The following is a 14,371-nucleotide window of genomic DNA, read 5'->3' on the forward strand; positions in this document are numbered from 1 at the left end:
AGTGGCTTTTCTGGCCTCATCGGGGGCTTGCTCCCGATTGGCCCTCACAGGCGCCTGATTACTTCTGCTCAGGCACCTCAACTAAATCCAGCACCCGATCCACCATCAACTGAATACCCTCCACCATCCGATGAATCCCCAGCACGGCATCACGCTGCGGACCGTCGACATCAAAAGCCAGATGACCCGCCAGTGCCTGCACGGATGCCAGGTCTTGGGAAGCATTGGCGAGCAGGGTTTCGCTGTTCAGACTGGGTATTACGGTGAAGATCTGGTCGGACGGTAAATCACCAGCTTGGCGGGACTCGGCTTGAGATGAGATTGAACCAGTTAGCAAGTTGTCGCTGATCATCATTAAACTCCATATGGAATAGGCTCCTAGTGATTTTTCAGGCTTGCAGTCCCGGTCACTGAATTGGCAGCGACTCGAGAAGGTTAGTTGTGCGAGTTCCGACGGACAACCTGAAAGGCTTGTCGGAAAGGTCTGAGGCGCTTGCACCGACGCCATCGCAGGCAAGCCAGCTCCCACATGGGATTGATGTACGGTCTGACAACGGGGTCAAATGTGGGAGCTGGCTTGCCTGCGATTGGCACTTACAGCCAACAAAAAACCCGCTGACCAAACTGGCCCAGCGGGTTTCTTGTTTATGCAGCCAGCCGATCAAAAATCCGCCAACTGCCACACCTCATACGCCGGTGTCTCATACGGATGACTGAGTTTCAAGGCAGCCACAACAGCCACAATCAACTCATCCGCCACCACCAGCTCAACCTTCCATTCCTCAACCACTTCAACCTGGCCGACCTGCCCGATAAACGGCTGACTGCCGTCCAACGCGCGGAATTGGCCCTGGCCCAGCACTTGCCAGGCGCAGCTGTCGTAGTCGCCGATGCGCCCGCCGCCGGCTGCGAAGACGGCGGTTTTCACCGTCTCCACATGGCTGTGGGGCACGAAGAAGGCGAGCTTGTACACGGCCTTAGTTCACCCACACGCGAGCGTTGCGGAACATGCGCATCCAGGCGCCGTCTTCGTTCCACTCTTCCGGGCGCCACGAGTTCTGCACGGCGCGGAATACGCGCTCCGGGTGCGGCATCATGATGGTCACGCGGCCGTCGCGGCTGGTGAGGCCGGTAATGCCGCGTGGCGAGCCGTTCGGGTTGGCCGGGTAGCTTTCGGTGACCTTGCCGTGGTTGTCGACGAAACGCAGGGCCACGGTGCCGGACAGGTCGGCTTCAAGCAGCGCTTCTTCGCTGGCGAACTCGGCATGGCCTTCACCGTGGGCGATGGCGATTGGCATACGCGAACCTGCCATGCCTTGCAGGAAGATCGAGTTGGACTCCTGCACCTGCACCATGGCGACACGGGCTTCGAACTGCTCGGAACGGTTGCGCACAAAGTGCGGCCAGAACTCGCTGCCCGGGATCAGTTCGCTGAGGTTGGACATCATCTGGCAACCGTTGCACACACCCAGGGTGAAGCTGTCGTTGCGTTCGAAGAAGCCCTGGAACGCGTCGCGAGCACGGCTGTTGAACAGGGCCGACTTGGCCCAGCCTTCACCGGCACCCAGCACGTCGCCGTAGGAGAAACCACCGCAGGCCACCAGGCCTTTGAACTCGTTGAGATCAACGCGACCGGCGAGGATATCGCTCATGTGCACGTCAATCGCATTGAAACCGGCGCGATCGAACGCCGCGGCCATTTCCACCTGACCGTTGACGCCCTGCTCACGCAGTACGGCAACCTGTGGGCGAATGCCCTTCTTGATGTAAGGCGCGGCGATGTCCTGGTTGACGTCGAAGCTGAGCATGGTGCTCAGGCCCGGGTTGTCTTCTTCCAGGATCACGTCGAATTCCTGCTCGGCGCAGTCGGCGTTGTCGCGCAGGCGCTGGATCTGGTAGCTGGTCTCGGCCCACTGGCGTTGCAGCAAGCGGCGCTGACCGGTAAAGACCGTGTCGCCGTTGAACGAGATATTGACTTCGCCGTTGTTGATCGGCTGGCCAATCACCGCCACGCATTCGGCAAGGCCGGCAGCGCTGAATTGTGCGAGTACGTCCGGAGTCGCGTCCTGGCGAACCTGGATCACGGCGCCCAACTCTTCGTTGAACAGGATGCCGTTGATTTCCGCAGCATCCTCGGCAACGCTGTCGAGCACGATATTCAGGCCGCAGTGACCGGCGAAGGCCATTTCGACAACGCTGGTCAGCAAACCACCGTCGGAACGGTCGTGGTAAGCCAGCAGGTGACCGTCGGCGTTGAGGCCCTGGATCACGGCGAAGAAGGCTTTCAGGTCTTCGGCGTCATCGACGTCCGGTGCCTGTTTGCCCAACTTGCCATGGGTCTGCGCCAGGATCGAGGCACCCATGCGGTTCTGGCCACGTCCCAGGTCGATCAGGATCAGGTCGGTGGTGCCCTTGTCCATGCGCAGTTGCGGGGTCAGGGTCTGGCGGATGTCGGTGACCGGTGCGAAACCGGTGACGATCAGCGACAGTGGCGAGGTGACGCTCTTGTCGGTGCCTTCATCATTCCAACGAGTGGCCATGGACATGGAGTCCTTGCCCACCGGAATGGTGATACCCAGTTCCGGGCACAGCTCCATGCCGACAGCCTTGACGGTGTCGTACAGGCGCGCATCTTCACCGGGGTGGCCGGCAGCGGACATCCAGTTGGCCGACAGTTTGATGTCGGACAGCTTGCCGATACGCGAGGCGGCGATGTTGGTGAGGGTTTCACCAATGGCCATGCGGCCCGACGCCGGTGCGTCCAGCAGGGCCAGCGGCGTGCGCTCGCCCATGGCCATGGCTTCACCGGTATACACGTCGAAGCTGGTGGCGGTGACGGCAACGTCGGCCACCGGCACCTGCCATGGGCCAACCATTTGGTCACGGGCAACCAGGCCAGTGATGGTGCGGTCGCCGATGGTGATCAAAAAGCTTTTGCTCGCCACGGCCGGGTGGTGCAGCACGCGCTCAATGCTGTCGGCCAGCTCCAGCGTGCTTGGGTCGAAATCATCGCCCAGTTCGTTTTCACGTACCGCCGAACGGTGCATGCGCGGGGCTTTGCCCAGCAGCACTTCCAGCGGCATGTCTACCGGGCTGTTGCCGAAGTGGCTATCGGTAACCGTCAGCTGCGGCTCGGCAGTGGCTTCGCCGACCACGGCAAACGGGCAACGCTCACGTTCGCAGATGGCCTGGAAGCGTGCGAAGTCTTCAGGGCCGACGGCCAACACGTAACGTTCCTGGGATTCGTTGCTCCAGATTTCGTGCGGGGCCATGCCCGGCTCGTCGTTTGGAATGTTGCGCAGTTCGAAACGGCCACCGCGGTCGCCATCGTTGACCAGTTCCGGGAAGGCGTTGGACAAACCGCCGGCGCCGACGTCGTGGATGAAGCTGATCGGGTTCTTGTCGCCCAATTGCCAGCAACGGTCGATGACTTCCTGGCAGCGGCGTTCCATCTCAGGGTTTTCGCGCTGTACGGAAGCAAAATCCAGGTCTGCCGAGCTGGTGCCGGTGGCCATGGAGGAAGCCGCGCCGCCGCCCAGGCCGATCAACATCGCCGGGCCGCCAAGCACGATCAGCTTGGAGCCGACCAGAATCTCGCCTTTCTTGACGTGTTCTTCGCGGATGTTGCCCATGCCGCCGGCCAACATGATCGGCTTGTGATAGCCGCGCACTTCATCGCCACGCGGGGTGGTGATGGACTGTTCGAAGGTACGGAAATAACCGGTCAGCGCCGGACGCCCGAATTCGTTATTGAACGCGGCGCCGCCCAGCGGGCCTTCGATCATGATGTCCAGCGCGGTGACGATGCGCTCAGGCTTGCCGTACGGCACTTCCCACGGCTGTTCGAAGCCCGGAATCTGCAGGTTGGACACGGTAAAACCGGTGAGGCCCGCCTTGGGCTTGGCGCCACGGCCGGTGGCGCCTTCGTCACGGATTTCGCCGCCAGACCCGGTGGCTGCGCCCGGGAACGGGGCAATCGCGGTCGGGTGGTTGTGGGTTTCAACCTTCATCAGGATGTGCACCGGCTCCTGCACCGCGCCGTACTGGCGGGTTTCCGGGTCCGGGAAGAAACGGCCGGCAACGGAGCCGACGATCACCGAGGCGTTGTCCTTGTAAGCCGACAGAACGCCTTCGCTGTGCATCACGTAGGTGTTCTTGATCATGCCGAACAGGCTTTTTTCCTGGCTCTGACCATCGATATCCCAACTGGCGTTGAAGATCTTGTGACGGCAGTGCTCGGAGTTGGCCTGGGCGAACATCATCAGTTCGATGTCGTGGGGGTTGCGCTTCAAGCCGGTGAAGGCGTTGACCAGGTAGTCGATCTCGTCTTCGGCCAGGGCCAGGCCCAGCTCGGTGTTGGCCTTCTCGAGGGCGGCGCGGCCGCCGCCGAGCACGTCAATCGCGGTCAGCGGCTTGGGCTCTGCGTGGCTGAACAGGCCGGCAGCCTGTTCCAACTGGCTGACGATGATCTGGGTCATGCGGTCGTGCAGGCTGCTGGCGATCAGCTCGGCTTCGGCATCGCTGAACTGGCCAGCGACGTAAAAGGCGATCCCACGCTCCAGGCGCTGGATTTTATCCAGGCCGCAGTTGCGGGCGATGTCACTGGCCTTGCTCGACCAGGGCGAGATGGTGCCGAACCGCGGCAGAACCAGGAACAAGCGGCCAGTCGGCTCTTGAACGGGAACGCTTGGGCCGTACTTCAGAAGGCGTGCCAGCACTTGCTGTTCGTCGGCGGTCAAGACGCCGGTAACGTCGGCGAAGTGAGCAAATTCAGCGTAAAGGCCTGTAACAGCTGGAACCTTCTGGCTCAGTTGCTCAAGGAGTTTGCTGTGGCGAAAGGCAGAAAGGGCAGGAGCGCCGCGCAGGATCAACATCTTCGGGACAGCCTCGGGAAGGGGTGTGCTTTGAGGCCGTGCATTCTAGCGTAAACCTTCGCCAACGGCACCCGAAACGGCACCGGTGGCCGCTGCCGAACGTCAGTTGGCAGGGTTTGCACGGCATCGGCAGGAAATCCGCGGTGTCGAGGGCAGTTATTTTAACCGTCACAATGGCGCTCCAGGCCGCGTTTCTGCGGGCTGCAGCACAGTTTTAACCGCGCTAGCAGACAAGTGCAGCGCTGTCGAGATATGGCGCCACGGGCCGTTTGCGTATACTGCGCAGATGTTCTCCCCAACTGTTTTGCGCCCGCGATGGGTCAAATGGCTCATCGCCACCCTGCTCTTCCTGACGCTCAGTGCCTGTGTTGATAAGCCCAGCACGCTTGAGCGAATCAAGGAGGATGGCGTATTGCGGGTGGTCACCCGGAACAGTCCGGCCACGTATTTCCAGGACCGTAACGGGGAGACCGGGTTCGAATATGAACTGGTCAAGCGTTTTGCCGACGAGCTGGGCGTGAAGCTGGAAATCGAGACCGCCGACAACCTCGATGACCTGTTCGGTCAGCTGGGCAAACCCAACGGCCCGGTTCTGGCCGCCGCCGGTTTAGTCAGCAGCGAGCAGCGCCAGCAGCAGGTGCGTTTTTCCCACCCGTACCTGGAAGTGACCCCGCAGATCATCTATCGCAACGGCCAATCGCGCCCCACCAATGCAGCCGATCTGGCGGGCAAGAAGATCATGGTGCTCAAGGGCAGCACCCACGCCGAACAACTAGCGGCGCTGAAGAAACAGAATCCTGCAATCGAATACGAAGAGTCCGACGCCGTTGAAGTAGTCGACCTGCTGCGCATGGTTGACGAGGGGCAGATCGACCTGACCCTGGTGGACTCCAACGAAGTCGCCATGAACCAGGTGTACTTTCCCAATGTGCGCGTGGCGTTCGACCTCGGCAATGCCAGCAACCAAAGCTGGGCCGTGGCGGCAGGCGACGACAACAGCCTGCTCAACGAAATCAACAGCTACCTGGACAAGGTCGAGAAGAACGGCACGTTGCAGCGTCTGAAAGACCGCTATTACGGACATGTCGACGTACTCGGCTATGTGGGCGCCTATACCTTTGCCCAGCATCTGCAACAACGCCTGCCCAAGTACGAGAAGCACTTTCGTGCCTATGCCAAGGCAGAGAAAGTCGATTGGCGGCTGCTGGCAGCCATCGGCTACCAGGAATCGCTGTGGCAACCGACGGTCACCTCCAAGACCGGCGTGCGCGGCCTGATGATGCTGACCCAGAACACCGCTCAAGCCATGGGCGTGTCCAACCGCCTGGACCCCAAGCAGAGCATCATGGGCGGCGCCAAGTACCTGGCCAGGATCAAGGATGAGCTGGACGACAAGATCGCCGAGCCCGACCGCACCTGGTTTGCCCTCGCCGCCTATAACGTCGGCACCGGTCATCTGGACGATGCACGTATCCTGGCCAAGAAAGAAGGCCTGAACCCGAACAAGTGGCTGGACGTGAAGAAGATGCTGCCGCGCTTGTCGCAGAAGCAGTGGTACAGCAAGACCCGCTATGGTTATGCGCGTGGCGGCGAGCCGGTGCATTTTGTGGCGAACATCCGGCGTTACTACGACATTCTCACCTGGGTGACCCAGCCGCAGCTGGAAGGCAACCAGGTGGTGGAAGGCAACCTGCATGTGCCGGGTGTGGACAAGACCAAGCCGCCGCAGGACAGCCCTCAACTCTGACCACGACAGCCCGCACACCGCAAATCCCTGTGGGAGCCGGGCTTGCCCGCGATGGCGGCCTGACAGTCAAGGTATTCGGCGCCTGACACACTGCTATCGCGGGCAAGCCCGGCTCCCACATTTGATCATCGTAGCCTTATAGGCCGGTGAGCAGATGGACCACGCCGCCCGGCAGTACCATTACTGCGGGTACACCGGCAGCCTTCAACGCCGACTCATCCAACCCACCCACCTCCTTCAATTGCACCCTCACACGCGTCAGCGCCACGCGCTGCTGTGACGTAACGTTCCCCTCCCCGCCCAATGCACTCAGCACCTCGGCCGACAACAGTCTCGGTGTCGGCGCGGCAACTGCCTCGGCCACCAGGTCCGGGGTCAGGGCTTTCCAGAACGCCCGCTGCAATTTCTCGAACATGCTCAGTGCTCCACGACAGATGAGGTTTCAACGGTGGCCGCGTGGTACAGGCGCAGGGCCTCACGCACTTGATTGGCTTCTTCCAGGCCCAGCACCTGGCGGGCGATGATCTGGCAGTCGTGCAGGTCCAGCTCACGCACGGTGGCCTTGATGGTCGGGATCAGCGGCACGCTGACCGACAGCTCATCCACGCCGAGCCCGATCAATACCGGCACTGCCACTGTTTCGGAGGCCAGCGCACCACATACCCCCACCCACTTGCCGTGGGCATGGGCCGCTTTGACCGTGATGTCGATCAGGCGCAGTACCGCCGGGTGGAAACTGTCGGCCTGGCTGGCCAGACGCGGGTGGTCGCGGTCCATGGCGAGGGTGTATTGGGTCAGGTCGTTGGTGCCGATGGAAAAGAAATCCACATGAGGCGCAAACACATCCGCCATCAGCGCCGCGCTGGGGACCTCGATCATGATGCCCAGCTTCGGTAACTCGGTCAGCCCAAGCGCCAATGCCTCTTCTTCGAGCATCTTGCGCGCCAGGTGCAGCTCCGACAGCAGGCTGACCATCGGCAACATGATATGCAGCCGCGCCAGGCCTGCGCTGGCAAGAATCGCGCGCAGCTGTTCACGCAGCAACTCGGGGCGCTCCAGGCACAGGCGAATACCGCGCAGGCCAAGGAACGGGTTGGTCTCGCTTTCCATCGGCACATAGGCCAAGGGCTTGTCGCCGCCCACATCCAGGGTGCGCACCACCAGGTTGCGCTCGCTGCCAAGGGCACGGGCGATGGCGCTGTAAGTGCCAGCCTGTTCTTCGGCGCTCGGGGCGCGGTTGCGGTCCAGGTAAAGGAACTCCGAACGCAGCAGGCCCACGCCTTCCCCGCCCAGGGTCAGGGACTGCTCCACTTCCTGCAACGAGGCGACATTGGCGGTGACTTCAACGTGATGCCCATCGCGGGTGACCGCCGCCCGTGAGGCCTGTGCCACCTCACGTTGCAGTCGCAGCTTTTGCTGTTGGCGAACCGCCTGCAATTGTTCGATTTCAGCCAGGTCCGGCTCCAGATGCAGTTCGCCTTTGTCGGCATTGAGCAGTACCCGTTTGCCGTTGGCCAGGGCCAATACCTGGCTCGGCACCCCGCAAACAGAGGGCAGGCCCAGCGCGCGGGCAAGGATTGCCACATGACTGGTAGCGCCACCGGCGACCGTGACGAAGCCCAGGACTTTACCGGTATCCAGGCCGGCGGTTTGTGAGGGTGTCAGTTGCTCGGCGACCAGGATGGCGCACTCCGGCAGCTCCATGGATCGCTCGGGCACGCCCAGGATCAACTTGAGTACGCGCTGACCAACATCGGCCAAGTCCGCTGCACGTTCAGCGAGCAGTGCCTTACCCAAGCCCTCGAAGAGTTGGGCGGTCGTCACTGTGGCGCGGTTCCAGGCAAAGGCGGCACTCTTGCCCTCGGCCAGCAGGCTATAGGCTTGTTCCAGCAGGGTTGGATCTTCAAGCAATTCCTGATGGGCGCGGAAAATTTCGGCTTGGGCACTGCCGGCCGCCTTGGCTTGCAAGTCTTGCAGCGCCTCGCTTGCCGCCCGTAGGCCACGCGCCAATGCGGCCCGCTCAAAGGTTTCTCCGGCGCCAGCTTCGGGAATATCGAGCGCCTGCTCCGCCACTTGGACAACCTGGCCAAACGCCGAGCCCGGTGATGCGCAGACACCCCGCAGCACGGTCGCCGAAGACGCCGGCGCAGCGGGCCTGCTGATCTTCTCGACCGCTACCGGCAAGGTCTCGCCACAGCCGTCGAGCAACAACGCCACCAGCGCCTGGATCGCCGCCTCGGCATCCTCGCCCGCCGCGCTCACCTGCAGGCTATCGCCCTGGGAGGTCTGCAGCGCCATGATCGCCACAAGCGACTTGGCATTCGCGCTCAAGGTTTGCTTGTGCAGAAAGATGCTGGAACTGAACCCCTTTGCCGCCTGGGCAAACACTGCCGCAGGTCGGGCGTGCAAGCCGTTGGCATTGGGCAGGGTTACTGGCTTGGAGAACAGCGCATTGCCCTCCTCTTCGTCCACCTCAGTGGCCATCTGCCCCGGTGAAACCTGCAACAGTGGCTGGCCGGACTCGACCAGCACCTGATCGGCCACCAACGGCACAAACGGCTCGCCGCTCACAATGAGCATCAAGGTCAACAGGCTGCGTGCATTGAGCGCCACATCGTCGGCATCGAACTCGATCAGCGGCTGCCCGGCTTCCACCCGTTGGCCGTCCTCGACCAGGCGGGTGAAGCCCTGGCCTGCCAGGTTCACGGTGTCCAGGCCAATATGCAGCAGCACCTGCACACCGTTATCGGCGGTGACACTGACCGCGTGGCCGCTGTCCTGAATGTTGCTGATCACCCCGGCCAACGGTGCGCAGAGGGTCTGCGAGGTGGGGTCGATGCACAGGCCATCGCCAATCACGCGGCCGGAAAATACCGGGTCGGGCACCTGATCCAGCGCCAGCAAAACCCCGGACAAGGGTGCCAGCAGTTCCAGGGGTTGAGATGTGGTCATGACTTCACCTGTTTGTGTTGTTCTTTAAAAATCATTGAGTCGATGCAAGGTTGAGGATGACGAAGATCAAAGGTGGGAGCCCGGATTACTTCCACCAATATTCGACCTGCACACCGACGTTCGAACCATGCCGCGCCGTGCCATAGGCGCCGGTATCGGATAACGCCGAACCCGCCGCCAGCTCATTGGCCGCACGCTTGGCCGCCTGGTTCCAGGACGCATAGGTGTAATACAACCGCACTTCCGGCCGAGCCCAGAACTCAGGACCTTTGGGCGACCAGGTCGGAGCGAACGTGAATTTGCTCAACTTGCGCGTGCCCCCCGTGGCGTCAACCTGATCGTGACCCAGCTCAGCGACCAGTTTGAATTGCTCGCTGATGGCATACGCCGGGCGCACGCCGAGGGAGATCCAATTCTGGTCCTGGCGCCCTGGGCGCACGTCTTTCTGGTACACCGCTTCAACTTGCCCGCCGAAACGCGGGGTCACCTGCCAGTCGAAGAACTCCACTACCCGGTAGCTTTTGCTGCTCCTGTCCAACGCGGTATTGCCGGTATAGCCCAGGCCGGTACCTGGGCCTTCGCCGTACTGGAGGGCAAACTTGTTCTTGCCCCCCAGGAATGCAGCTTGTACATGCTGCGCGGTCAGCGCCCATCCGCTGTTGGCGTCACGCCCGCCAGCCTTGGCGATGTAGCTCAAGCCAAGCTCCAGCTCGCCGCCAGGGTTGGTATTGAAACCTGCGACGTTGAAGTCGTGACGGGTGGCGTATTCCTTCTGGTACAGGTTGTCCTTGCGTGACAGCGCGTAGCTGTATTTCAAGCCGCCGATCAGCACGTCCTCGATTCCCCCTCCGGTGGCGCTCTGGTTCCAGTAGTAGAAGTCGGAGATATGGATGTCGTTACGCTTGTAGTAACGCCGCCCGGCCCACAGCGAACCGCCATTGAGGCTGGGCAGGTTGGACCATTGCGCGTACATCTGCGGCATACGCGCCGAACCGTTGTTTTCGCCCTGGAATTTCAGGGCACGGTCGTACTGGTTGTAGAGGGAAGCCATGGCATCGACGCTGAACACCGACCCGTCATCGAGGGTCAGCAGGTCCTGGCGCAATTCCAGCTCAGCGTATTGCTCGCATTCGTTGCCCAAGCGGTACTTGGTTTGCGCCCCCGGTAGTTGGAAGCATTGCTGCTTGCCACTGCCCGTCGATGTGCCTGCGCCGCTGCGCAAGTAACCGGCGAATTCCAGAGCCTGGGCGCCAAACGGCGCAGCGAGGCAAGAGGCGATAAGACCCAGCTTTATTTTTGTTTTCATGAAGCGCTCCTTTTATTTTTATTGTTATTTCTTACTGTCTTGCGTGACGCGATCGCCCGTAGGGCGGCTTAGCCCTTGAGGTGCAGCACAAACGATTCGTAAGGGCGCAACACCACCGTGCTCGTGCGCACCGGGCAGTCGGGGTAGTTGCTGATCAGCAAACGTTGTTCGCACGCCGCGTTGATCACCTGATCGGGCAATTGGATTTCGCACGGCGTGCCGTAGAAGTTGTTGAGCACCAGCAGGCGCTCGCCCTGGCCTTCACGCAGGTACGCCCAAACCTTGGGATGGTCTTGCAGCAGCGGGCGATAAACGCCTTGCTGGATCAGAGGTTCGCGGCGCCGCAGGGCGATCAATGCTCGGTAGTGATGCAGCACCGAGTCCGGGTCATCCAGCTGACTTTCGACATTGATGCGCGCGGCGTTGTCCGGGATGCCAATCCAGGGCTCGCCACGACTGAAACCGGCATTGGCCTGGCTGTTCCACTGCATCGGCGTACGCCCGTTGTCGCGGGACTTCTGCATGATCGCCGCCATGCTCGATGCTTCGGACTCTCCCGCATCGCGCTTGAGTCGGAAGATATTCAGGGTTTCTACATCGCGGTATTGTTCGATCCTGTCAAAGCCCGGGTTGGTCATCCCCAGTTCTTCGCCCTGGTACACATAGGGTGTGCCCTGGAGGAAGTGCAGCGCGGTGGCAAGCATCTTGGCCGAGACCACGCGATATTCGCCGTCATCACCAAATCGCGAAACCACTCGTGGCTGGTCGTGGTTACACCAGAACAGCGCGTTCCAACCGCCACCGGCCTGCATGCCTGTCTGCCAATCAGAGAGAATCTGCTTGAGTTGCAGGAAATCGAAATCGGCCTTTACCCACTTTTGCAGGTTGGGGTAATCGACTTTCAGGTGATGGAAGTTGAAGGTCATCGACAGCTCTTTCGAGGCCGGATTCGAGTAGCGAATGCAGTGTTCCAGGCGGGTGGACGACATCTCGCCCACGTTGATCAGGTCATGGCCGTCGAAGACTTCGCGGTGCATTTGCTGCAGGTACTCGTGCACATGCGGGCCGTCGGTGTAGAAGCGGCGGCCGTCGCTGGTGTCTTCGGGGAAATCGGCGGGCTTGGAGATCAGGTTGATCACGTCCAGGCGGAACCCACCCACGCCTTTGTCACGCCAGAAGCGCATCATCTTGAACACTTCGGCGCGCACCTTGGGGTTGTCCCAATTGAGGTCGGCCTGGGTGTGGTCGAACAGATGCAGGTAGTACTGGCCAGTCTGCGCTTCGTATTCCCAGGCCGAGCCGCCGAACTTGGACTCCCAGTTGTTCGGCTGATCGCGCCAGATGTAGAAGTCGCGGTAAGGGTTGTCGAGGCTGCTGCGTGCCTGCTGGAACCACTCGTGCTCGACGGAGGTGTGGTTGACCACGATGTCGAGCATCAGCCTGATGCCGCGCTTGGCCGCTTCGCTGATCAGCAAGTCGCAGTCGGCCATGGTCCCGTAGCTGGGGTCGATGGCGTAGTAATCGCTGATGTCGTAGCCGTTGTCGCGCTGGGGTGAGCGCAAAAACGGGGTGACCCACAGGCAATCCACGCCCAGCCAGTGCAAGTAGTCGAGCTTGTCGACGATGCCCAGCAGGTCACCGGTAGCGTTACCCGCGTGGCTGTGGAAGCTTTTGGGGTAGATCTGGTAGATCACCGAGTGTTGCCAGGTTTGCATGGTGGGTTCCTTCAGTAGAGTTGGGTGCTGGCCCTTCTGGCCTCATCGCAGGCAAGCCAGCTCCCACAGTTGAAATGCGTTCAACCTGTGGGAGCTGGCTTGCCCCCGGTGGCGATTGATCAGGCGACCCGGTAGCCAGGCCGAATGATCTTCATGCTCAACAGGCAAGTCAGCGCAAACGGCACGACCATCGCCACGATCATGCCGATCACAAACATCGGAATCGCACTCGGCACGATCGAGATAAACCCGGGCAAGCCACCGACGCCGATGGCCGAAGCCGTCACCTTGTTCAGCGACAGGAAAATGCTGCCCAGCGCCGAGCCCAGCAGAGCGGCGTAGAACGGGAACTTGAAGCGCAGATTCACCCCGAACATCGCCGGCTCGGTGATGCCGAAATAAGCCGAAATTGCCGAGGTGGACGCCATGCTTTTGTCCCGCGCATTGCGGGTCATGTAGAACACGCCCAATGCGGCGCTGCCCTGGGCCAGGTTGGACATGACGATCATTGGCCAGATAAAGGTGCCGCCCTGGGTCGAAATAAGCTGCAGGTCGACGGCCAGGAACATGTGGTGCATACCGGTGATCACCAATGGCGCATACAGCAGGCCGAAAATCGCCCCGCCAATCATGGGTGCAATCTCAAACAGGGTGACCAGGCCTTCGGTAATCAGGATGCCGAGGTGGCGGGTGACCGGGCCGATGATCGCCAGGGCCAGCACGCCGGTGACAACGATGGTGGTGATCGGCACGACCAGCAATTGAATCGCATTCGGTACCCGCGCCCTTAGCCACTTTTCGATCACGCTCATGACGAAGGCGGCCATCAGGATCGGTAGGATCTGCCCTTGATAACCCACCTTCTCGATCTGGAACCAGCCGAAGATATCGAAGTACGGCAGGCTCTGGCCGTCGAGGCCGGCGACCGCCTTGCCGTAGTTCCAGGCGTTGAGCAGGTCGGGGTGCACCAGCATCAGGCCCAGCACAATGCCGAGGATTTCACTGCCGCCAAAACGCTTGGCTGCCGACCAGCCCACCAACGCCGGCAGGAACACGAACGAGGTGTTTGCCATCAGGTTGATCAGGCTCCACAGGCCATCCAGGTTCGGGTAGGCCTCCAGCAGCGTCTTGCCTTCGATGAACATGCCCTTGGCGCCCATCAGGTTGTTCACGCCCATCAACAGGCCGGCGATGATCAACGCGGGCAGGATCGGCATGAACACATCGGAAAACACCCGCACCAGACGCTGCATGGGGTTGGTCTTGTCGCCGCCGGCTTTCTTCACGTCGGCAATGGTTGAGGCGGCCAGGCCGGTCAGTTCGCGCAGGGCGGCATAGACCTTCTCCACTTCGCCGGGGCCGATCACCACCTGGAACAGGCCGCCGGTAAAGAACGAGCCCTTGACCAGATCGACCTGGTTCAACGCATTGCCGTTGACCAGGCTTGGGTCCTTGAGCGCCAGGCGCAGGCGGGTCACGCAATGGGCAGCTTGCTCAAGGTTATCGCGGCCCCCGAGGTGCTCGAGAATCTCGCGGGCAGTAGACGAATAGTCGTGGCTCATGCTCGTTTTCCACTGTGATTGTTTTTATGGGTGGCAGTCATTGGCAGCACGCCGAGGAGGGAAAAGTACTCGTCTGTACGAGTTAAATCAACAACTCGTCTGTACGAGTTACACTTTTGTTTATATGTGGGAGCTTACTGTCAGATTTTTCCCTCGCCTGCACGGCTATCCAATGGACAAACCCCACCTCTGCCACTAAGGTTCCTGCCTTGAAT

The 14,371-nt window shown here is 61.1% G+C and carries 9 protein-coding genes; 1 reads left to right on the forward strand and 8 read right to left on the reverse strand.

The genetic code is table 11. The annotated features are described in order from the left end of the window. Positions 1–58 precede the first annotated feature (58 nt). The 3 genes from E4O97_RS23165 to purL form a co-directional block, all read right to left on the reverse strand. On the reverse strand, positions 59–352 hold the full coding sequence (locus tag E4O97_RS23165) for a DUF6124 family protein (RefSeq protein WP_032879623.1): 294 nt from the start codon (positions 350–352) through the stop codon (positions 59–61). Between the two features lie 309 nt (positions 353–661). Continuing rightward, positions 662–973, reverse strand: coding sequence for an NGG1p interacting factor NIF3 (locus tag E4O97_RS23170; RefSeq protein ID WP_078822248.1), 312 nt, complete (start codon positions 971–973; stop codon positions 662–664). Between the two features lie 4 nt (positions 974–977). Beyond that, positions 978–4,874 (reverse strand): phosphoribosylformylglycinamidine synthase, encoded by a 3,897-nt coding sequence (gene purL / locus E4O97_RS23175; protein WP_032879622.1) that lies wholly within the window; start codon positions 4,872–4,874, stop codon positions 978–980. Between the two features lie 286 nt (positions 4,875–5,160). On the opposite strand from purL, the gene mltF reads away from it, so the two are divergent. Continuing rightward, positions 5,161–6,621, forward strand: a complete 1,461-nt coding sequence (gene mltF / locus E4O97_RS23180; RefSeq protein WP_005791148.1) for a membrane-bound lytic murein transglycosylase MltF — start codon at positions 5,161–5,163, stop codon at positions 6,619–6,621. Between the two features lie 136 nt (positions 6,622–6,757). Here the strand turns inward: mltF and E4O97_RS23185 are convergent, their stop codons facing one another. From E4O97_RS23185 to treP, 5 genes are all read right to left on the reverse strand, one after another. Then, positions 6,758–7,036: a PTS transporter subunit EIIB gene (locus E4O97_RS23185; protein WP_248132448.1), complete on the reverse strand. Its 279-nt coding sequence runs from the start codon at positions 7,034–7,036 to the stop codon at positions 6,758–6,760. A 2-nt stretch (positions 7,037–7,038) separates the two neighbouring features. Continuing rightward, positions 7,039–9,573 carry a phosphoenolpyruvate--protein phosphotransferase gene (gene ptsP, locus E4O97_RS23190; protein WP_248162350.1) on the reverse strand — a complete coding sequence of 845 codons (2,535 nt, stop codon included), beginning with the start codon at positions 9,571–9,573 and terminating at the stop codon, positions 7,039–7,041. Between the two features lie 85 nt (positions 9,574–9,658). Then, positions 9,659–10,879, reverse strand: coding sequence for a carbohydrate porin (locus E4O97_RS23195; RefSeq protein ID WP_078822251.1), 1,221 nt, complete (start codon positions 10,877–10,879; stop codon positions 9,659–9,661). A 68-nt stretch (positions 10,880–10,947) separates the two neighbouring features. Beyond that, positions 10,948–12,594 carry an alpha,alpha-phosphotrehalase gene (treC, locus tag E4O97_RS23200; RefSeq protein ID WP_216092070.1) on the reverse strand — a complete coding sequence of 549 codons (1,647 nt, stop codon included), beginning with the start codon at positions 12,592–12,594 and terminating at the stop codon, positions 10,948–10,950. 119 nt (positions 12,595–12,713) lie between these two features. After that, the gene (gene treP, locus E4O97_RS23205; RefSeq protein WP_032879618.1) at positions 12,714–14,156 is read right to left on the reverse strand and encodes a PTS system trehalose-specific EIIBC component; all 1,443 of its coding nucleotides are present in this window, start codon (positions 14,154–14,156) and stop codon (positions 12,714–12,716) included. Positions 14,157–14,371 lie beyond the last annotated feature (215 nt).

This window comes from Pseudomonas sp. W15Feb34 (assembly GCF_023127765.1).
GTDB lineage: Bacteria > Pseudomonadota > Gammaproteobacteria > Pseudomonadales > Pseudomonadaceae > Aquipseudomonas > Aquipseudomonas synxantha_A.